Below are 20,234 nucleotides of genomic sequence, written 5' to 3'. Positions count from 1 at the left end.
GGGTGTGGTCATGGGTGCGCGGTGTTTACGCGGGCTGGTGGTGCGGGATCGCCGCGATGAGCTCGCGGACGTAGTCGGTGCGGGGATCCCGGAGCACGTCGCGTGCGGTGCCGCTCTCGACGACCGCACCGTGCTGCAGCACGAGGATGTCGTCGGAGATCTCGCCGATGACGCCGAGGTCGTGCGAGATGACGAGGTAGGTGAGGTCGAGTTCGCGTTGCAGCGAGGCAAGCAGGTCGAGGATCTGCCGCTGCACGGTGACGTCGAGTGCCGACACGGGTTCGTCGCAGATGAGCACCTCGGGCCTGACGGCGAGCGCGCGCGCGATGGCGATGCGCTGCCGCTGACCTCCCGAGAGCTCCGCGGTGTAGCGGGCGGCAACCGTTGCGGGAAGCCCGGTGAGGTCGAGCAGTTCGCCGACCCGCCTGCGGCGCTCTGCCCGCCCTCCCAGGTTGAAACCGGTGAGCGGCTCTTCGAGAATCGACTGCACCGTGTGCCGGGGGTTCAGCGCGGCGAACGGGTTCTGGTAGATGATCTGCAGTGTGCGATAGAGCGCGCGCCGACCGCGCTTGCCCCGGGCGTCGTGGTTGACGGGTACACCGTCGATGCGCACTTCGCCGGCATCGGGCTTCGTGAGGCCCGCGAGGGTGCGCATCAGCGTAGTCTTGCCCGACCCCGATTCCCCGACGATGCCGAGCGTGCGCCCGCGACCGACGCTCAGCGAGACGTCGTCGAGGGCGAGCACGGGCTCCCCGGTGCGGTTCGGGAACGTCTTGCGGAGTCCGCTTGCGCGCACGACGGGCGCGGCACCGGCGCCCGGATCGGCGCCCGCAGCCGTAGGAGCCCGAACCACCGAACGCGCCTCCGCGCGCGCCTCCGCACGCGCCTCCGCGACTTCCACGGCTGACCGACCGAGGTGCGACGAGTCGATGAGCTGGCGCGTGTAGGCCTCAGCGGGTGCCGTCACGATCTGCGCCGCCGAGCCGGTCTCGACGAGTCGCCCGTGCTGCAGTACGACGATGCGCTGCGCGCGCTCCGCGGCGACGCCGAGGTCGTGCGTGACCAGCAGAATGCTCAGGCCGTCGCGCGTGAGATCTTCGAGCAAGTCGAGAATGCGCTTCTGCACGGTGACGTCGAGGGCGGTCGTCGGCTCGTCGGCGATGATCAGTTCGGGTTCGGCCGCGATGGCCGCCGCGATGAGCACTCGCTGGCACATGCCGCCCGACAGCTCGTGCGGGTAGCTGTCGTAGACCTGCTCGACGCGGCGCAAACCGACGCGTTCGAAGAGCTCGAGCACGCGTCGCTTCCGCGCGGCCGCGTCGAGCTGGGTGTGCACGCGCAGTGGCTCCCCCGCTTGCTTGCCGACGGTGAGCAGTGGGTTGAGACCGAGCAGTGCATCCTGCGGCACGTAGCCGATGGTGCGCCCGCGCAGTCGCTCGTACTGCTTCGCGGGGAGTCCGACGAGTTCGCGACCGTCGAGCGTGACGGAGCCCCGCGTGATGCGAGCGTTCGACGCGAGCGTGCCCGTGACGGCGCGGGCGAGCGTGCTCTTGCCCGATCCCGACTCGCCCACGAGCGCGAGCACTTCGCCACGCCGCAGCGAGAAGCTCACGTCGTCGAGCACCGGTACGGGTGCTCGACCGCGCACCCGGTATTCGAGGGAGAGCTCTGAGAACTCGAGAATGTTGGCGGAATCGTCCGCGCGAGGCTTATCCGACAACGCTGGTCCTCCCCTGATTCATGGAGCGTCCGATGCGATACACCGCGAGCACCGACGCGACGATGACGAAGCCGGGCAGCGTACTCAGCCACCACTGCACGGTGAGGAACGATCGGCCGGCGGCGACGAGTGCTCCCCATTCGGGTGTCGGCGGCGGGGCGCCGAAGCCGAGGAAGCTGAGGGCCGCGACCCCGAGAATCGCGGTGCCGATCTCGAGCGTGGCCGCGGCGAGCACCGACCCGGAGGCGTTCGGCACGATGTGACGGAAGAGCCGGTAGACCGCCCCGTGTCCCGCGAACGCAGCCGCTTCGACGTAGGGCAGCCCGCGCACCCGCAGCACCTCGGAACGCATGAGACGCGCGAAGGTCGCGACGCTGGTGATACCGATCGCAATCGCGATGTTGATGGTGCCGCGGCCGAGGGCGGTGACAATGGCGAGCGCGATGATGAGGCTCGGCACCGCGAGCATCACATCGATCACGCGCATGAGCACCGTGTCGACCGCGCCGCGCAGGGCGCCGCCGATCAGACCGATGAGCGAACCGAAGACGAGTCCGATGAGCACCGCCACGACCGCCGCCTGCAGCGACTCGACGGTGCCGTACACCGTGCGGGCGAATTGGTCGCGCCCGTAGTCGTCGGTGCCGAAGGGGTGCTCGGCGCTCGGCGGCAGGAAGCGCGAGTACGCATCCTGCGCCAGCGGGTCGAAGCTCGTGAAGAGCTGCGGCGCGAAGGCGGCGAGCAGCACGAGCGCGATCCAGAGCCACGAAATGGTGAGGGTCGGTTGGCCGAAGAGCGTGGTGAGCAAACGGCGGCCGCGCGACGGGTCGGCAGCGTGCGGGTCTGAGCCGGTGGGCGGCGCGACACCGGTTTTCTCGGGTGCGGGATCGGCCCCGGGTGTCGCAGCGAGGCGGGCGGGGGCGGCGAGATCGGTCATCGCTCCTCCAATGCAATGCGCTTGTCGATGAGCGGGTAGAGCGCGTCTACGATGAAGTTCACGACGACAAAGATCGCCGCGCTCACGGTGACGCACACGAGCACTACCGGGGTGTCGCGCCCGTCGACCGCGTCGACGATCACGCGTCCGACGCCGAGGCGAGAAAAGACCGTCTCGGTGAGCACCGTGCCGCCGAACATGAGCCCGACCGTCGTGCCGAACGAGGTGACGACCGGCAGCAGCGAATTGCGCAGTGCGTGCCGCAGCACGACCGCGCGGCGGCTCAGCCCCCAGTTGCGCACCGTCTCGATGTAGGGCGAGGTCAGCGCCCCACGCAGATTCGCGGTGAGCAGCTGCGCGATCGCGCCGGCCCCCGGAATGGCGAGACCGAGTGAGGCGACTAAGAGCCCGAGGAAGCTGTCGTTGCCGGTCGACGAGATCACGCCCAGCTTGAACGCGAAGAGCTGCAGGAGCAACAGGCCGATCCAGAACGGCGGCACGGCCACCGCGATCGCCGGCAGCGACAGCAGCGTCTCGCGCGCCCACTTCCAGTCGACCAGTTCGATCAGCACGGCGAGGCCGACTCCGATCACGACCGCGAGCACGAGCCCGGTGACCGCCAGTTCCAGCGTCGGCCCGAACGAATCGAAGTACAGCTCGGTTGCGGGCCGGCGCTGGTAGATGCTGTCGCCGAAGTCCCCACGCACTGCACCCCAGAGCGCATCGGCGTACTGCACGAGCACCGGGCGGTCGAGGCCGAGCAGTTGGCGCTGCTCGGCGAGCAGGGCCTCGATGTCTTCGCCCTCGGCGCCGAACGTCAGCCCACCCGCCGCATCACCCGGCAGGATGTACAGCAGGAAGAAGCTGGCGGTGAACGCACCCCAGAGCACGATCACGCCGTACAGCAGCCGCTTGCCGAGGTAGCGCGCGAACGCGGCGCCGCCTGAGCGGGGAGCGGCCCGGAGGCCGGAGCGACGAGCGCCCGGCCTCCAGGTGGTCAGAGTTGCCATAGTGCTTCTCGGGATTCCTTACTTCGCCGGCGTGAGCCAGGCGTCGAAGAGCAACTGGTCGAGACCGTTGTGCTTGATGTCGTGCAGTCGAGGCGACGCGACCCAGATGTCGGTGTCGACCGACAGGTTGAGCACGTACGCGTCTTCATCGATGATCTGCGCGGCCTGATCGACCACCTTCTGGCGCTCGTCGTGGTCGAGAATCGTGTTCTGCTGCTGCAGCAGCGCATCGAGCTCCTGGCCCCGGGCGTCGTCTTCCGCGATGAAGGATCGGTTCGACCCCGTCTTCACGCCGTAGTTGGCGCGCAGCACATCGGCGTCGGGCGAGGAGTGGTACCAGTAGGCGATGTCGTACTCGCCCGAGAGCAGCTTCTCATTCGCCTCAGCGGCGAGCGGCACGTCGATGACCAGCTCGACGCCGATCTTCTTCCACTGATCCTGCACGGCGCTCGCCGCAGCGCGATCACTCGGGAACCGCAGCGAGAGTCGCTCGCCATCCTTGTTGACGCGGATGCCGTCTGCGCCGACCGTGTCCCATCCCGCTTCTTCGAGCAGCTTGATCGACTGGTCGGGGTCATAGGTGAGGTACTCGCTCTGGTCGGAGAAGTACGGATTCGCCGGGCTCAGCGGGCCTTCGGCGGGAACGTCGTAGCCGTTCGAGGTGAACTGCACGAGCGCTTCGCGGTCGATGCCGTGCTGCAGCGCCTGTCGCACCTTCACATCTTTCAAAAACTTCGAGGAGGTGTTGAGGGGCCACTCCTCACCCGTCGCCGGGTTCAGCACGTCGGAGGTCACGGTGAGACCCGCGGCCTCGAGTTCGGGCACGTAGGTGCCGTCGACCCAGTAGATGAATTGGATCTCATCCGACTTGATCGCCCCGTTGCGCACGGAGTCCTCCGGGATGACCTTGTAGACGACCTCGTCGAGGTACGCGCGCCCCTCGTGCTCGAAGTACGCCGGAGCCCAGTCGTAGTCGTCGCGCGCCTTGAGCACGATTTGCTGGTTCTCGGTGTACGACTCGAGCTCGAAGGGGCCGCTGCCGTCGATCGACTTCTGCCGTTCCTCGACCGGAAGCGCCGCCGTCGCAGCCGACACGATGCCGGCGTGCGCGCGCGACAAGCTGGGCAGGAACGCGGCGTTCGGCTCGGCGAATTCGACGACGACCTCGTTCTCGGCCGGCACGGTGATCGACGAGATGCCCTGCACGATGGTCTTCGCGCTCGAGTGGATGCCCTCGCGCTGGAGGCTTTCAAAGTTGGCCTTCACGACGTCGCCGGTGAGCTTCGTGCCGTCGTTGAAGGTGACGTCGTCACGCAGTGTGAAGGAGTACGTGCGGGCGTCATCGCTGACCGTCCACTCGGTGGCGAGCCAGGGCTCGATCTCGTTCGTCTCCGGGTTGCGGAACACGAGCGAGTCGGAAAGCTCACGGGCGACGTGACGCCACACCTGATTCACGACCGCAGCATCGACGCCCTGCGGGTCGGCTTCGAGGCCGATGGTGAGGGTGCCGCCGAAGCGGTCTTCAGGGCTGACGGCCGCAGCCGAGTCCTCGGCGCTGCCGCCGCCCGTGGAGCAGGCGGTGAGCGCGAGCGTACCGGCGACGAGCGCCGCTGCGGCGATGCGAATGCCGCGCCATCGGGTTTTGGGGGTGTGCATGGGTCAGTCCTCTCGAGAGACGGGGTAGAGCTCATCGAGTCGAGCGAGCAGCTCGGCCGACGGCTCGGGGAGTTGTGCGGACGCCAGGTTGACGTCGAGTTGTTCGGGCTTCGATACACCGAGCAGCACGCTGGTGACGGCCGGCTGCCGCAGGATCCAGCGCAGCGCCAGCTGCGGCGTCGTCGCCCCCTCCGACTCGGCGAGCGACGCGAAGGCGCGAGTGCGCTGCACGTAGTCGTCGGTCAGGAAGTCGGTGCCGAGAAACTCGCTGCGCCCGGCTCGCGCGTCTTCGGGAATCTGGCCGGCGAGGTACTTGTCGGTCAGGAGGCCCTGCGCGAGCGGCGAATAGACCACGACGCCGAAGCCGTGGCGTTCCGCGAGTTCGAGCAGGTGGCCCGGTCGCTCGATCGCACGGTCGAGCAGCGAGTACCGCGGCTGCACGAGGGCGGCCGGGGTGCCGAGCTCGCGCAGCCGCTCGGCGATTGTCTGCAGCGCCTCAGGAGGATAGTTCGACAGGCCGAGATATCGGGCCTTCCCCTGCCGCACAATGTCGGCGAGGGCCTGCGCGGTCTCGTCGAGCGGAGTCGCCGGGTCGTGACGGTGGGAGTAGAACACATCCACGTGATCGAGACCGAGACGAGTGAGACTGCGGTCGATCTCGGCGAACAGGTGACGACGGGAGGCTCCCGAGCCGTACGGGTGCGAAGCGACCTGATTGCCTGCCTTCGTGCTGACCGTGATCTCGTCGCGATGGGCGCGCAGCTCGCGCGCCAGAACGTCGCCGAGCACGATCTCCGCGTGGCCGTGCGGGGGGCCGTAACGGTTCGCGTTGTCGAAGTGGGTGATGCCGCGATCGAAGGCGCCGGTAATGAGGTCTGCCTGCGTGCGCCGATCATGATGCTCGCCGAAACTGTGCCAGAGCCCAAGCGCGAATGCCGACAGCAGCAGCCCCGAGCGCCCCGCGCGCCGATAGGGCACGCCGCGGTACTCAAGCTCACCGATAGTCGATTGCGTCATCTGCATCCTTCCCTGCCAGAGAGCGGTTCCGATACCGCCCGCAGCACCCATTCGGGCCCTGCGTAAGAAATTATGTCTGCCATAACTACGGGCACTAGAACTTGTGACGTTATATTTCGATAATGAACACGTTATAAGTGCGGAAAACTATCGATATGCGCTTATATCTATACGAGAAGCACAGTACAAATGCTGCTCGAACTGAACAGGAGATCCCGTGCCCCTCACCCCTGCAGCCCCGCTCCCCAGCGGGCACCGCACCGTCGGCGATTCCGGCCTGATCGTCTCCGAACTCGGCGTCGGAGCGAGCACGTTCGGTCGATCCGGCATGCGCGCCGTGGGCTCCGAGCAGGTGCAGGCGATCGTCGATCGCGCACTCGACCTCGGCATTACCTACTTCGATCTCGCCGAGGGATACGGTGACGAGGTCGGACTCAGCGAGCAACTCTTCGGCGACGCCCTCGGCACCCGCCGCGAGCAGGTCGTCATCGGCACGAAGTTCGGCCGCTCCCTGTTGCAGACCCGCGGACCCGCCTATGCGCTGACCGGATCGCGCAAGTACATCGTCGCCTCGGTCGAAGAGTCCCTGCGTCGCCTCGGAACCGACTACATCGATCTCTACCAGATCCACTTTCCTGACGCGCACACCCCGATTGACGAGACGCTCTCAGCGCTCGACGACCTGGTGCACTCGGGCAAGGTGCGCTACATCGGCGCCTCCAACTTCTCGGCGTGGCAAATCGCTGATGCGCATCACCTCGCCTCGGCCGCCGGCCTCACCCGGTTCGTCTCGACGACCGACGAATACAATCTGCTGTGGCGGCGCCCCGAGGAAGAGCTGATTCCCGCTCTGCACCGATTCGGGCTCGGATTCATCCCGTACTTCCCGCTGCAGAATGGCCTCCTCACCGGCAAGTACGCCGCCGATCGGGCCCCTGCAGGTGCAAAGATCACCAATCTGAAGCGCAATCTGCTGCGCGAGGCACCATGGGAGGCGCTCGCCGCCTTCGAGCACTTCGCGCGCGAGCGCAGCATCACCCCCACTGCGGCGGCACTCGGCTGGCTGCTCGCACAGCCCACGGTATCGAGCGTGATCGCCGGCGTCACCGTGCCCGAGCAACTCGACGAAAACCTCGCAGCGACCCGCTGGGTGCCGACGTCGGCCGAAGAGCGCGAACTGCGCGAACTGCTCCCCGGTACCCTCACGGGCGGCCCCGGGCAGGTGGTGACCGAGTGACCGGTGCAGTGCGCTCCCTTGCCGACCTGATCTCCGCGCCGGCGCAGCGCCCCACCCGCGTCGTCGAGATCGTGCACGCGTCGCCGTCGGCGGCGCCGAACGCAGGCGCGGTCGCGCCCATCCCCGGCGCGGTGCGGCTCTCCGCGGCCGACTTCGCCGGAGCCGAGGGGCCGACGACCGGCCGGCAACCGCTTCCCGATCACGCGCGACTCGCGGCGACGCTGACGGCGGCCGGCATCACTCCGAGCACCGCGCTCGTCGTGGTTCCGCGCTCCCCCGACGCGCTCAGCACGGCAGCCAGGGGGTGGGTCACGCTGCGCTGGGCGGGGATCGCCGACGTCGTCGTGCTTGCTCCCGGCCCGCACGTCGACGGTGGTGCACAGCTCGACGCACTTGCTCAGTGGGCGGCTGAGTCGGGCGAGGCAGCCGACTCGGCGGCTCCGCTCGAGCGGAACGAGAGCGTCGTGACCACCGCCGATGCGGTGTCGCGCCGGGATGGCACGGTGATCCTGATCGATGCCCGCTCACCCGAAGCGTTCGGCGACGACGACGCGCACATCGCCGGCTCGGTGAATCTGCCGACCGCGGCACTGCTCGAGGCCGGCGCGCTCACCGACGCTGAGGCGTTGCGTCGCACCTATCGCGAGACGCTCGGTGTCGACCCGCACGCGCAACCCCTCATCGTGTCGTGCGGTAGCGGCATCTCGGCCAGTGTGCAAGCACTCGCGCTCGCGCAAGCGGGCGTCGCGGCACCCGTCTACATCGGGTCGTGGTCGGAATGGAGCAAGCGCGAGTCATCGCTCACGCTATAACTTATATGTCAGGCGAATAACGGCTCGTAACGTTTGGAGGGGTCATGGCATTCGAGCGCAAGTACAGCGACGAAGTGCGCACGGCTTCAGTCGAAGAAGCGCTCAAGCGGCGACGTGCTGAGCCCGGCAACCGCTCGATCATTCGAGAGGTCGCCGAAGAGTACGCGGTGGGCTATCAATCACTGCGCCAGTGGCTCGCCCGATTCGACGACGGCAGCTACGACTTCGACGACGCTGACGAGAGCGAGACGAACGCTGCCGAGCCGACCCGCGACGAACTGCTCGCGCAGGTTGCCGGCCTCGAGCAACGCATCGAGGTGCTCGAGGCCGACAACCGCAGTCTGACTCGGGTGGTCGCGATGTTCGCCGATCAGCTGCGCCCGACCACCCACGCGTAAGACTTCTCAACACCCCGGCACCGCGAGTCGCACGCTTGCTAGGGTGGCCGAACGCCCGTGCCCCGCGGCGCCGGGGTTGCACCGCGGCCGCGACCACACTTGGGCCGCGCGATCCGAACAGGAGGCCCCATGGAAGACGACATTGTCGTAGCGAGCCGACTGCACGGATCGTTCACCGATACGCGCGGGCGGTACGCGCTCGCCGGTGACGGTTTCGAGATCGTCTCCGACGGATCACCGATCAGCGGCGGCCCCGGCGAGGCCGCGAGCGCACTTGATCTGCTCGTCGCATCGCTCGTATCGTGCGCACTGAATGCCTTTCGGCAAGATCTCTTGGGCGACGGCGAGCAGGATCGCCGCGTCGAGATCTTCGCCCGCGTCGAGCGCAGCATCGACGCCAAGCGACTCGGCACCCTGGTCATGGAGTGCTTCATCGAGAGCACAAGCGGCGTTCCGGTCGATCCGGATCGCCTCGTCGCCGAGTACAAACGACGCTGCCGCATCTACAACGCTCTCAAAGACGATCTGCCCGTCGAATTCGTGATTCACGGCTCGGGCGACGAGCCCGATTGGTGAGCGATCGCCCCGCGGATCGCCTGCTGGTTCGCGCCCACGAGGCCGTGCAGCAGCACGCCGCCTCGATTTTCGTCGAGGCCGTGCCGTGGCGCACCGCGGCAACAGTCTCGGATCAGCTCTCGCCCACCATTCCGGGCGCGCTGCGAGTCGGCGTCAAGCAGGTGTTCGCGGGCGAACCCCGCCCCGGCTCCGGCCATCTGCCACTCCCCGATGCGGCCGCGGTGCGTGCCCGCGCAGCACAGTGGCGCACCGCGAAGCCGGGGGCCCGCATCATCGTCTTCACTCGAGATCGCCGCGACCTCACCTCGGCAACGCGCGCCTGGTTCACGCTGTCATGGGCGGGAGTCGGCGGTGTGCGGGTGCTGCTCGGCGGGCTTGCGGCATGGGAGGCGGCCGGCGGCGCGCGCGGTGGTGCGGCGGGCACGGAGTCAGAAGCCACCCATGTCGGCGACGAACGGCTCAGCGTCGGCCAACCCGGCACCGACGCGGCCGGCTTAACGCATGATTCGGCGTGGCCCGTGCGCGTCATCGATGCCGACGCGCTGCGCGAGCGCGGGGCCCGAGGCACTGTGCTCGACGGGCGCCCCGCCGCGCACTACGCCGGATTCGCCGACGACCCCCGCACCGGTCACGTACCGGGTGCGGTCTCAGCCCCGGCGACGGAGTTGCTCACCGCCGATGGCACCCTAAAGGCACCCGCAAACCTGCGCCGCTGGCTGCTCGAGCGCGGCGGCATCGGCGCGCATCCGGTCGCGGCGTACTGCCACGGCGGCGTGGCGAGCTCATCGCTCGTCTTCGCCGCCGCACTGCTCGGGCAACAGGTCGATCTCTACGTCGACTCGTGGAGCGCCTGGGCCGAGCGCGCCGATCTGCCCGTCGCACGCGGCGCCGCGCGAGGGCACGGCACCGGCGACGACTTCAGCTGCTTCGACCCGCTCTGAACGGGCGGGTGAACCGCATTGCGCGATCCTGCACCGCCGGCCCGATCAGCTGCCCGCGTACTCCTGATACCGCTCGCCGGCGCGCACGGCGGCGCCGAGTCGATTGCTCGCGGGCGGAATCGGGCACAGGTACGCCGGCGTGAACGAGCACGGCGGCAGGTAGGCGCGGTTCCAATCGACGATGACGGGCTGAGCGACGTCGTGACCTTCGGGCAGCGCGATGTCGATGAAGCGGAACTGCTTCGTCTCGGCACCGTTCGTCGTGTCGGCGAATGACGCCCACACGCCGCTGTCGTTGCGGAACCCGGCCAGCGACACCTCGTGGCCGTCGACGGTCACCGTCACGCGGCCGGCGACTGGAAACTCGGTCTCGCCCCCGTCGGCCTGATCGACGCGCAGTGATTCGGGTGCGGGATCGTATTGGCCCTCGACGGCCCACTCCGGCGACCACGCGAACGCGTCGATTCCGGTCAGCTTCGTGCGGGTTTCGGCCTCGGGGTCGAGCCAGCGCACGGCGAGCAGTCCGGCGCGCTGCAGCACACGCACGAGTTGCGGGCCGACCTCGGCGCTCTCGCCCGGTGCCAGCGCGAGCTCCGTCGCACCGTCGGCGAGGAATCCGTCGAGGTCGATGCCGGTGACCGTCGCTCCGTCAGACGACCAGGCGCCGGGCAGACCGGGCAGCTCTCGGGGATCGGCGTCGAGCCAGACCGTTGCGACGGCGGCGGCCGTGCCGTGGGGCGCGCGGGCTCCAGCGAGACGTTCGGCGCGCCACTGATGCCACTCGAGCTCGGCGGCGGGCTCGGTCTGTGCGGCCTCGTCGGCTGCGGGGGTCTCGGTCAGACTCATCAGAATCCCTTTCCCGGGTTCAGGATCCCTGCGGGATCGAAGGCGTGTTTGATGCCGGCGTGCAGCTGCAGGGCGACGTCGCCCAGCTCGCGAGCGCTCCACTCCCGCTTCACGATACCGACCCCGTGCTCGCCCGACACCGTGCCGCCGAACTCGATGGCGAGCGCGAAGACGGCGTCGGCCGCGGTCTGCGCGTCGGCCTCAAGTCGCGCCTGCTGCGCAGGATCGTCGTGCGTGGGCACGAGCACGATCGGATGCAGGTTGCCGTCGCCGGCGTGACCCATCGTGAAGATGCGGGTGCCGGTCTCGGCAGCGATCGCGCCGATGCGCTCAACCGCATGCGCCAAGCGGCTGATCGGCACCGAGATGTCTTCGATGAGCACCCGGCCGAGACGTTCGAGCGCGGGCAGCCCGAGCCTGCGAGTGCGAATGAGCAGCTCGGCCTCAGCGTCATCGGCCGCGCGGGAGAGCTCGCTCGCGAACGGGGCGAGCAGCTCGGTGATGCGATCCGCCTCGGCCGCCGCACCCCAGCCGTCGGTCTGCACGATCACAAACGCGCTGCCGCGCTCGCTGAACGTCGTGCCCTCAACGGCATCGATCGCCTCGAGGGTCGCCCGGTCGAGCAGTTCGTACAGACTCGGCGTGACGTCGGAGCCGAGCACCGCGATCGAGGCCTCGGCTGCGGCCTGAATGGATGGGAAGTAGGCGGCGATCGTCACCGTGTCGCGGGGAATCGGTTGCAGCGCGACCGTGGCCTCGGTGACGACCCCGAGCGTGCCCTCGGAGCCGGTCAGCAGCGATACGAGGTCATACCCCACGACGCCCTTCGCCGTCGCACTGCCGGTGCGCAGGGTGCGACCGTCGCCCGTGACCACGGTCAGCGACCGCACCGCATCTCGGGTGACCCCGTACTTCACGGCACGAAAGCCGCCCGCGTTCGTCGCGATGTTGCCGCCGATCGATGAGATCGCGGCGCTGGCGGGGTCGGGGGCGTAGCGCAGACCGTATTCGGCCGCAGCAGCGTTCAGTGCCACCGCCGAGACCCCCGGCTGCACGACGGCGAGCTGATCGACAGGATCGATGCGCACAATGCGGTCGAGTGCCGAGACGTCGAGCACGATCCACCCCGTGCCCGCGGCAGAGCCACCCGCGAGCCCACTCCCGGCTCCCCGCGTCGCCACCGGGATGCCGTGTTCGGTCGCGAGCGCGAGCACTCGGGCCACGCCGTCGGCGGCGAGCGCGCGGATCACTGCGAGCGGTGCTCCCACGGCCTGCCACGATGAGCGATCAGCGACGGGTGCGGTCGCGGTGGTGACGATCTCGAGATCGTCACCCGCATCGAGCTCAGCAAGCAGGCAGGCGCCGCGGTCGTCGGGTACTGCGTGGGTCATGTGGCTCCGGATCTCTGCGCGCGTGGCATCCGCGCGGGTGGCACCGTGCGCGCCGCCCAGGGTTTCTAACGTAGAAGTTCTTCGGCCACGATGTCCAAGCATTTCCGCGAATGACGCGCCATCTCGGATCCGAATGACAGAGGTGCGCCGGCGCGGCTAGCATCCGAACATGAGCACCGACACGATCCCTGCCCGCGAGACGATTCTCATCACCGCCGAAGCACTCGAGGCGCAGCTGAGCGCCGAGCGCGATCTGCCCGCCGAGGCGCCGCGCACCCGACTGCTTGACGTGCGGTGGACGCTGCCGCACCCAGACGGCCGCCCAGCCTTTGCCGAGGGGCACATTCCGGGCGCGGTCTACGTCGACCTCGACACCGAACTCGCCCAGCACCTGACGCCGCAAGACGGGCGCCACCCGCTGCCCGACCCGGCGGCGTTCGAGGCGTCGGCACGGTCGTGGGGCATTCGCGAACAAGACGAGGTGGTCGCGTATGACGGCGGCGGCAATTACGCTTCGGCCCGCGTCTGGTGGCTGCTGCGCGACGCCGGCTTCGACCGCGTGCGCCTGCTCGACGGTGCACTGCCGGCCTGGACCGAGGCGGGCTTTGCGCTCGAGTCAGGCGAGTCTGCAGCGGTGCCCGGCGACGTCAGCCTCTCCTCGGGGCAGCTCCCCGCGCTTACGCTCGACGAGGTCGGGGGCTTTGTCTCGGGCGGCGGAGCCCTGCTCGACGCCCGCGCCCCCGAGCGCTACCGCGGTGATGAAGAACCGATCGACCCCCGCGCCGGTCACGTGCCCGGAGCGCTCAACGCCCCGACGGGCGGCAACCTCGACGACGACGGCCGGTTCCGTTCGGCCGACGAGCTCCGCGGGCGCTTCGCGAAGCTCGGTGTCGATGGCACACGGCCGATCGGCTCCTACTGCGGCTCGGGGGTCACCGCGACCCACAATCTCGTCGGGCTCGCACTCGCCGGCTTCGACGGCGCGCTCTTCCCTGGCTCGTGGTCGCAGTGGTCGAACCACGACGAACTGCCGGTCGCGACGGGAGCGGCGCCGGGCGGCTCGGTCTAGTCGAGAGCGCTCGCGAGCTCGCAGCGGGCGGGCAATCTACTCGTGAGACTGAGCGCCCAGCACCGCTCGCAACCGCTGCGTCTCGGCTGAGGTCAGGCCGCCGCTGATCACATAGCCTTCGGCATCACCATGCTCACGGGCGATCCAATCGAGTGCTGCCTCGATCGCCGATGCCGGTGACTCGGTCGCGAGTGTCGAGAGTGCGGGGGTCAACGGCACACCGAGCGAAGTGATCAGTGCGGTGAGCTTCGGTGCGAGCCCCGTCGCCAGACGCGACTGGGTCAACACGTAATCCGCGACGATCTCCTCTCGAGCGACACCTCCGATCTGCAACAGCAGAGCTGCGGCCAAGCCGGTGCGGTCTTTGCCGGCGGTGCAGTGGAAGAGCACCCCGGGCCGAGGCGAATCGGCGAGCTCGACGATCACGCGGGCAAGTTCGGCGAATTGACGGGCGCTGCTTTCCAGTATCGCGACGTACAGCTCTGCAAGCGTCGGCACCTGTTCGACGATGCGCTCGATCTGATCGGTGTCGAGCGCATGCTGGCCATTTGCAGGCAGCAATTGCCGCACGAGCTCGTCCATCGCGCCACCCAGCACGGGGAGCGGGACGAATCGGATGGCGTCGTCGTGGGGCAGCACATCTGGCGCGCGTTCGCGCTCCGACTCGGTGCGCAGATCGATGATCGCCCCGATTCCGAGTTCGGTCAACCCCTGCACCCCCGCGGGGGAGAGATCCGAGAGCGCATCGGAACGCACGATCAATCCGCCGTCAGTGCTCGATTCGGAATGCGCGGTGCGCGTCGGCAGTGATCTCGCATTGAAGGTTCCCTGCAATATGGCAGTGAGATCAGTCATGGGCCACCCTTCTATCCGTGCGTCACCAGTGCGCGCGCTGCATCATCAGCCTACGGGCAGACGGCACACGACGCCATCGCGAGCAAGGCAGCCGCCGAGCGCCTCTGATCTCGCCGAACGCCTCCCATCTGCGCGCGCACATCGGCAGCGTTCGGCGAGATGGGAGGCGCTCGGCGGGAGCGGCGTAGGAGCAGAGCGCCACCGTTCACCTCAGCGCAGCAGCCGCCGCCCCGCCGCGACGAGTGCCGCGTCCTCCTGCGGCGGGTGCACGCGCGCGCAGAGCACGTCGCGCAGCAACCGCTCGAAGGGATAGTGCCGCGAGAGACCGGGGTTGCCGATCGCGGCGACTGCGGCCTGCACTGCGGCAATCGCCGACCGCACGATCTGCACCTTCAGCACCGGCGCCTGCGCGGCAACCAATGTCTCCCCACGCTCGATACGCAAGGCAGCACCGTAGAGCAGCGTTTCGGCCTGCGCGATCTGGGCATCGATCTCGCCGGTCACCGCCTGGATGCGCTCGGTCGTCGCGATGGGGCGTCCGAGCGCCGCGGGCACGCGTTCGTGCGCGAAGCGGATGAACGCGGTGCGCGCCGCCCGGGCGACCCCGACGTACAGCGCACCCCCCTGCAGCCCGGCTCCGGCCTCGGCAGCTGCCGGGTCGCGGTACGACCCGTCGGGCTGCCGCGGAATCTCGACGAATGCGTCCGCCGGCACCACGACGTCGCGGTAGATCACGTTGTGCGTGTTCGTGGCACGCAGGCCCAGGTGATCCCACGTCGGCACCCACGTGATGCCGGCCGCGTCAGCGGGCACAATGAGGTGCCCCACGCGCGGCGCATCGAGTGATGCGGGATCACCCGGCTCGTCGGCGACCACCCAGACGAGGTGGGTGTCGAGCGCGGTGCCCCCGGTCGCGTACGCCTTCTCGCCGTTCAGCACCCACCCGTCTGCAGTGCGCCGAGCGACGGTTGCGGGCAGACCGCCGCGGGCGGGTGCCCCCAGTTCGGGTTCGGCCCGGATCGCATTGGCGAGCGTCGGCCGCTCGGCGCTGCGGCTGGCGAAGGCCCGGTAGGTCGCCTCAGGCCACGCTCCTGCGCCGTCTTGAGAGCTGTGGGCGCTCAGCGCGTTCTGCGCGAGGAGCGCCACCGACGCGTCGCCCTCACCGAGCGCGACCAGAATGCGTGCGACATCGAGCGAGCCGAGGCCCGGCCCTCCGAAGCGCTCGGGCACGGTCGCGGTGAGCAGGCCGGCGCGATGGGCGATCTCGAGCCCGCGTTCGGGCACCGAGCCGTCAGCATCCGCTGCCGGCGCGTGCTCGGCGATCTCGGCGGCGACCACCGTGAGCGCGGCCTCGCTGAGATCGGGACGCACAAACGCGAGTTCGTCGGTCCGTTCAGCGAGCGCACCGAGTGCGCCGGTCGTCGCTGCGGCGCTCATCGCGCACCCGCCAGGGCGAAGTCGGGTGCGAGCGCACCGATGTGCTCGGCTTGCAGCGCTCCGCGATCCCCCGTCGATTGCCGGTGCGCGAGTTCGGCGCGCACGAGCGGCAACACGTAACGCCCGTAGTCGATCACGTCGTTCAGGGTGTCGTACCCCCGAATCGACACGATCGACGCTCCGAGATCGATGTAATCGAGAATCGCCGCAGCGACCGTCTCGGGGGTGCCGACGAGCGCCGTCGACGCCCCGAACCCTCCGGTCACGGCTGCCGTCTTCGTCCAGAGCGCACGGTCGTAGACGTCGCCCGCAGCGGCGAAGTCGAGCGCGCGCTGCGATCCCACATTCTCGGGAGCTGCGCCCGCAGCGCGCTGCCGCGCAATCGACGAGGCGTGCGTCTCGCCGATGCGCTGCGCGATGCGCTCCGCCTTCTCCCAGGCGAGTACCTCGGTGGGCGCAATGATCGGGCGGAACGTCACCCAGAATCGCGGCCGATCCGCGCGACCCGCGGCCTCGGCGATGCCGTTCACCCGCGCGATCTGCGCGGCGATCTCACCGAGCGGTTCACCCCAGAAGCTGAAGATGTCGGCGAGCTCGCCGCCGAGATCGAACGCCGCATCCGACTGCCCGCCGATCGACACCGGCAGCGCACCGCCCGAGTGGGTGGGGAATCCCGGCCCGAAGTCGTCGAACCGGTAGAACCGGCCCTCGTGGCTGAACGGCTCGGTCTCGGTCCAGGCCCGCCTGAGCAGCGTCAAGAACTCGCGGGTGCGGTCGTACCGGTCGAGCTTGCCCAGGTAATCGCCCTGCCGTGCCTGCTCGGCATCGGCGCCGCCCGAGATGAGGTGGATGAGCGCCCGCCCACCGGTGAGCTGATCGATGGTTGCGAGCTGCTGCGCCACAACGAGCGGAAACGCGGTGTTCGGGCGCACCGCCACGATCGCGCCGAGGCGCTCGGTGAGCTGCCCGATGGCCGACGCGAGGGCGATCGAGTCGGCGCCGTCGGAACCGTAGGGCACCAGCGTGTAGTCGAAGCCGCCCGCTTCGATTGCACCGGCATAGCGCCGCACGAAGTCGCGGTCGAGTCCGCGCCCCGGCAGCGGCGCGAGCTCGGTCGAGGCCGTCTTGTGGATCTGACTCACGAACTGCACCGTCGGCGAGGCGGTGCTCGGGATCGCCGCGTCTCGCGTCACAGCCGCGCTCACGCGGGCACCTCGGCGAGCTCGCGTGCCCCGAAAACCGGCACCTCACGTGTCGCTCGCTCGGAGACCTGGCGAATCGGGCGCACCCCCGGCCCCTCTCCGGCAGCCGCGGCGGCGGCGAGTTCGCGCTGTACCGCGGTGTTGAGCGGTGCCGCGACCCCGACCTCTCGGGCGAGCAGGGCGATCTCTCCGTTCAGATAGTCGACTTCACTGCCCGAACCCCGGGTGAAGCTCTGCCAGGTCGAGAGTCCCTGAATGGGAGCGTCGGCCGGAATCTCGACTCGCGCGAGCTCACGGTCGTACGTGATCTCGGAGCCCGGGTCGGCGATGGAGGAGCCCGCCGCATCGAGCACGGTGCGCGCCTCTGCCGTCAGCAGCGCCTGCAACTCCTGCCGCTCGGCGGGAGAGCCGGCAAACACCTCGGCGGGGAACGTGACCGAGACCGAGAGCTTCCACGCGAGCCAGCGGCGCGGATCCTCAGTCTCTTGGATGAGCCACTCGGCAGCGCGCAGGTCGTTCGCGATGCCCGGCACCCGTTCGGCGACCTCGGCATCGTGCGCAGCGCTCGGGTACGCACCGAGAATGATCTGCCCGAGTTTCGGCCCGTTGCGCACCTCGATCACTCCCGAGCTGACATGGCTCGCGGCGATGAGCGCGACCCCGCCGATCACGTGGGCGAAGTATCGGGTGGCGACCCGCGGGGCGTCGAGGCCGTTCTGCAGCGTCACGATGGGCAGCACCTCTGACGCGGGTGCCGTCGTTCCTTCGGCACCGATCGCGACCGGTCGGGAGGCCCACGCTCGGATGGCAGCCTCCGCATCCTGCGACTTCACGGCGAGCAGCAGCACGTCGTCGACACGCAGCTCGATCTCTTCGGGCGCCCCGATCAGCGGTGCATCGACGATGTGGTCGACACCCTGGTGATGAATGCGCAGCCCGTGCGCTCGAATGGTCTCCAGAGTGGTGCCACGTGAAACAATCGTCGCTTCGCGGCCCGCTTGGCGCAGCCCCAGGGCGAGCGCCGCTCCGACCCCTCCCGATCCGATAATGATGTAGCGCGTCATCGCAGTGCCTCCCGTTCTGCTCCGGTGAAGACCGGTTCGAAGTGTGCGCGCCCGAGCTCGGGCGTCAGTGTCCAGGTATCGACGACGGCGTCGGGCAGCGCACGCCGGCCTTCGACCCCCTCGAGTGCGAGGTTCGCCTCTGCCGAGCGTTCGGCGGCCCACAGCAGAAACGCGGCCTCCGCGACGCTGCTGCCCCACGTGACGAACCCGTGACCGGCTTGCACGATCAGGCGTTTGCCGGCGCGTGCCAGCTCGACGTTGGTCGGCGCCGGAGCTGATCCCGCTCCCCCGTCGTCGCCCCAGATACCGCTGCTCAGCCCCTGCAGCCCGATGAGTCCGGCCGAATCGGTGTTCACGGCTTCGAGCGGGCGCCCGAGGTTCGACCAGATGAAGCCCCGCGGGGTGTGCAGGTGGAACACCGCTGCGGCCTCAGGCACCTCCTCATGGATCGCGAGGTTGCCCGCGAAGCCGTACACCGCGTGACTCGTCGCTGCGTGCACCGGATCGCCCTGCGCGTCGACGAGCACGAAGTCGGCCGGTGTCACCGTACTGATGCTGATCCCGAATGGATTCACCCAGTAGTGCCCCGGTGTTTCGGAGGCGCGAGCCGTGACGTGGCCGTTGAAGCCGAACTCGTACCCCAGCGCGCCGAAGTGACGCAGCGCCGCGGCGAGTTCCCACCGCACGTCTCGGTCGCGCGGTGCGGGCGGGGGCGGAAATGCTGCGCTCATCGGGCGCCTCCTGAGGTCGGGATGGGAAGCCCGAGATTCTCGCGCAGCGTGGAATGCGCGTACTCGGTCTGGAAGAGCCCGCGGCGCTGCAGCTCGGGCACGAGGTGCTCCGTGATCGCCGACAGGCCGTGCGCGTAGTTGTTGTAGAAGGGCAAGAAATTGAACCCGTCGGCGGCTCCCCGCTCGAAGCGTTCCTGCAGCTGGTCGGCGATTCGCTCCACCGAGCCGATCGGGAACCAATGGCCCGCCGCACTCGCGTGGTACAGCACGAGGTCGCGCACCGTGCGCAGTTCTCCGCGCTGCAGCAGACGCAGGAGCACGCCGTACCGCGATCTGCGGCCCTCGACCGCGCTCTCGGGCGGCAGGGAGTCGACCGGCACCGCGTCGTCCAGACCGAGATCCTCGAACCCGCGCCCATCAAACTGCGACGCGAGCTGCCGGCGAGCCGCTTCGAAGTCGAGGTCGGCGTAGGCCTCGTGCCAGAGCCGCTTCGCCTCCTCGTCGGTCGACCCGATCACCGGAGCCACCCCGGGTATCAGTTTCACCTCCGAGCGCTGCCGCCCCGCGCGCTCCACGCGCTGCGCGAAATCGCGTTCGAACGCGACCGACTCGTCGACGTCGATCAGCCCGGTGGTGAAGACCAGGTCGGCGCGCGCCGCCCCGAGGTTCTTGCCGAGATCCGAAGACCCGGCCTGGGCGAGTACCGGCTTGCCCTGCGGGCTGCGCCCGATATCGAGCGGCCCCTGCACCGAGAAGTGCTTCGATTTCCAGTTGATGGCGCGCACCCGCTCGGGGTCAATGAGCAGGTTGCGTTCGCGATCCGCCACCACCGCGTCGCTGTCCCAGCTCTCCCAGAGCGAATCGACGACCCCGGCGAACTCCTCGGCGATTTCGTATCGCGTGTCATGCGTCGCGTCGTCCTTGCCGAAGTTCGGACCGCCGGCTGCCGAGGTGACGAGATTCCACCCGGCACGCCCCGCCGAGATGTGGTCGAGCGAGGCGACCTGGCGGGCGACGTTGAACGGTTCGAAGAACGACGTCGAGATCGAGCCGATCAGACCGACGCGCTCGGTCTGCAGCGCGAGTGCACTGAGCAGCGTGGTCGGTTCGAGCCCGAGGTCGACCGATTGCGGCGACGACGAGACGCCATCGGCGAGAAAGACGGTGTGCAGCTTCGCCGCCTCGGCCTGTTGCGCCTCCGTCACATAGTGCTGAATGTCGCTGCGCGGCGTCTGGCCGTGCGGCCAACGGCGTCGCCAGTTCTGGGACGGGTTGCCGAGCAGCACCCCGAGTACCAGGCCGTCGCGCGCTGCGGTGGTGGTGGTTGCGGTCATT

19 protein-coding genes are annotated in these 20,234 nt (G+C 69.0%); 6 read left to right on the top strand and 13 right to left on the bottom strand.

Annotated elements, in window-relative coordinates; translation table 11 throughout:
* Nucleotides 1-25 precede the first annotated feature (25 nt).
* From ACZF5Y_RS02370 to ACZF5Y_RS02350, 5 genes are read right to left on the bottom strand one after another with little or no spacing between them, the layout of a single operon-like run.
* Nucleotides 26-1,720 (bottom strand): dipeptide ABC transporter ATP-binding protein, encoded by a 1,695-nt coding sequence (locus ACZF5Y_RS02370; protein ID WP_497534232.1) that lies wholly within the window; start codon nucleotides 1,718-1,720, stop codon nucleotides 26-28.
* Nucleotides 1,710-2,657 (bottom strand): ABC transporter permease, encoded by a 948-nt coding sequence (locus ACZF5Y_RS02365; RefSeq protein WP_497534231.1) that lies wholly within the window; start codon nucleotides 2,655-2,657, stop codon nucleotides 1,710-1,712. Before ACZF5Y_RS02365 ends, ACZF5Y_RS02370 begins: the two co-directional genes overlap by 11 nt.
* Entirely contained in the window at nucleotides 2,654-3,667 is a 1,014-nt protein-coding gene (locus tag ACZF5Y_RS02360) for an ABC transporter permease (RefSeq protein ID WP_497534230.1), read from the bottom strand. The genes ACZF5Y_RS02365 and ACZF5Y_RS02360 overlap by 4 nt, the downstream gene beginning before the upstream one ends.
* A gap of 18 nt (nucleotides 3,668-3,685) precedes the next feature.
* Nucleotides 3,686-5,323: an ABC transporter substrate-binding protein gene (locus tag ACZF5Y_RS02355; protein WP_497534229.1), complete on the bottom strand. Its 1,638-nt coding sequence runs from the start codon at nucleotides 5,321-5,323 to the stop codon at nucleotides 3,686-3,688.
* Nucleotides 5,324-5,326: 3 nt separating this feature from the next.
* Entirely contained in the window at nucleotides 5,327-6,340 is a 1,014-nt protein-coding gene (locus ACZF5Y_RS02350) for an aldo/keto reductase (protein WP_497534228.1), read from the bottom strand.
* Between the two features lie 217 nt (nucleotides 6,341-6,557).
* Here ACZF5Y_RS02350 and ACZF5Y_RS02345 point away from each other — a divergent pair, with 217 nt between their 5' ends.
* From ACZF5Y_RS02345 to ACZF5Y_RS02325, 5 genes are all read left to right on the top strand, one after another.
* The gene (locus tag ACZF5Y_RS02345) at nucleotides 6,558-7,577 is read left to right on the top strand and encodes an aldo/keto reductase (protein WP_497534227.1); all 1,020 of its coding nucleotides are present in this window, start codon (nucleotides 6,558-6,560) and stop codon (nucleotides 7,575-7,577) included.
* Nucleotides 7,574-8,389, top strand: coding sequence for a sulfurtransferase (locus tag ACZF5Y_RS02340; protein WP_497534226.1), 816 nt, complete (start codon nucleotides 7,574-7,576; stop codon nucleotides 8,387-8,389). The genes ACZF5Y_RS02345 and ACZF5Y_RS02340 overlap by 4 nt, the downstream gene beginning before the upstream one ends.
* Before the next feature lie 44 nt (nucleotides 8,390-8,433).
* The gene (locus ACZF5Y_RS02335; RefSeq protein ID WP_497534225.1) at nucleotides 8,434-8,787 is read left to right on the top strand and encodes a transposase; all 354 of its coding nucleotides are present in this window, start codon (nucleotides 8,434-8,436) and stop codon (nucleotides 8,785-8,787) included.
* 129 nt (nucleotides 8,788-8,916) lie between these two features.
* Entirely contained in the window at nucleotides 8,917-9,363 is a 447-nt protein-coding gene (locus tag ACZF5Y_RS02330) for an OsmC family protein (protein WP_497534224.1), read from the top strand.
* Nucleotides 9,360-10,304: a sulfurtransferase gene (locus tag ACZF5Y_RS02325; protein WP_497534223.1), complete on the top strand. Its 945-nt coding sequence runs from the start codon at nucleotides 9,360-9,362 to the stop codon at nucleotides 10,302-10,304. Before ACZF5Y_RS02330 ends, ACZF5Y_RS02325 begins: the two co-directional genes overlap by 4 nt.
* 45 nt (nucleotides 10,305-10,349) lie before the next feature.
* Here ACZF5Y_RS02325 and ACZF5Y_RS02320 read toward each other — a convergent pair whose 3' ends face one another.
* The gene (locus tag ACZF5Y_RS02320; protein ID WP_497534222.1) at nucleotides 10,350-11,150 is read right to left on the bottom strand and encodes a DUF1684 domain-containing protein; all 801 of its coding nucleotides are present in this window, start codon (nucleotides 11,148-11,150) and stop codon (nucleotides 10,350-10,352) included.
* Nucleotides 11,150-12,541, bottom strand: coding sequence for an FAD-binding oxidoreductase (locus tag ACZF5Y_RS02315; RefSeq protein ID WP_497534221.1), 1,392 nt, complete (start codon nucleotides 12,539-12,541; stop codon nucleotides 11,150-11,152). The genes ACZF5Y_RS02320 and ACZF5Y_RS02315 overlap by 1 nt, the downstream gene beginning before the upstream one ends.
* Before the next feature lie 169 nt (nucleotides 12,542-12,710).
* On the opposite strand from ACZF5Y_RS02315, the gene ACZF5Y_RS02310 reads away from it, so the two are divergent.
* Nucleotides 12,711-13,610, top strand: a complete 900-nt coding sequence (locus ACZF5Y_RS02310; protein ID WP_497534220.1) for a sulfurtransferase — start codon at nucleotides 12,711-12,713, stop codon at nucleotides 13,608-13,610.
* A 36-nt stretch (nucleotides 13,611-13,646) separates the two neighbouring features.
* On the opposite strand, the gene ACZF5Y_RS02305 is transcribed toward ACZF5Y_RS02310, so the two are convergent.
* The 6 genes from ACZF5Y_RS02305 to ACZF5Y_RS02280 form a co-directional block, all read right to left on the bottom strand.
* Nucleotides 13,647-14,465, bottom strand: a complete 819-nt coding sequence (locus ACZF5Y_RS02305) for a tyrosine-protein phosphatase (protein ID WP_497534219.1) — start codon at nucleotides 14,463-14,465, stop codon at nucleotides 13,647-13,649.
* Between the two features lie 210 nt (nucleotides 14,466-14,675).
* Entirely contained in the window at nucleotides 14,676-15,902 is a 1,227-nt protein-coding gene (locus tag ACZF5Y_RS02300) for an acyl-CoA dehydrogenase family protein (protein ID WP_497534218.1), read from the bottom strand.
* Nucleotides 15,899-17,107, bottom strand: coding sequence for an LLM class flavin-dependent oxidoreductase (locus ACZF5Y_RS02295; RefSeq protein WP_497534217.1), 1,209 nt, complete (start codon nucleotides 17,105-17,107; stop codon nucleotides 15,899-15,901). The genes ACZF5Y_RS02300 and ACZF5Y_RS02295 overlap by 4 nt, the downstream gene beginning before the upstream one ends.
* Nucleotides 17,104-18,168: a ketopantoate reductase family protein gene (locus tag ACZF5Y_RS02290; protein WP_497534216.1), complete on the bottom strand. Its 1,065-nt coding sequence runs from the start codon at nucleotides 18,166-18,168 to the stop codon at nucleotides 17,104-17,106. Before ACZF5Y_RS02290 ends, ACZF5Y_RS02295 begins: the two co-directional genes overlap by 4 nt.
* Entirely contained in the window at nucleotides 18,165-18,899 is a 735-nt protein-coding gene (locus ACZF5Y_RS02285; protein ID WP_497534215.1) for a class II aldolase/adducin family protein, read from the bottom strand. Before ACZF5Y_RS02285 ends, ACZF5Y_RS02290 begins: the two co-directional genes overlap by 4 nt.
* Nucleotides 18,896-20,233: an NtaA/DmoA family FMN-dependent monooxygenase gene (locus ACZF5Y_RS02280; RefSeq protein ID WP_497534214.1), complete on the bottom strand. Its 1,338-nt coding sequence runs from the start codon at nucleotides 20,231-20,233 to the stop codon at nucleotides 18,896-18,898. The genes ACZF5Y_RS02285 and ACZF5Y_RS02280 overlap by 4 nt, the downstream gene beginning before the upstream one ends.
* Between the last annotated feature and the right edge of the window lies 1 nt (nucleotide 20,234).

This window comes from Leucobacter sp. WKLB1 (assembly GCF_059696215.1).
The sequence above is the reverse complement of the archived record's forward strand: the minus strand, read 5'-3'. Positions and strand labels throughout refer to the sequence as shown.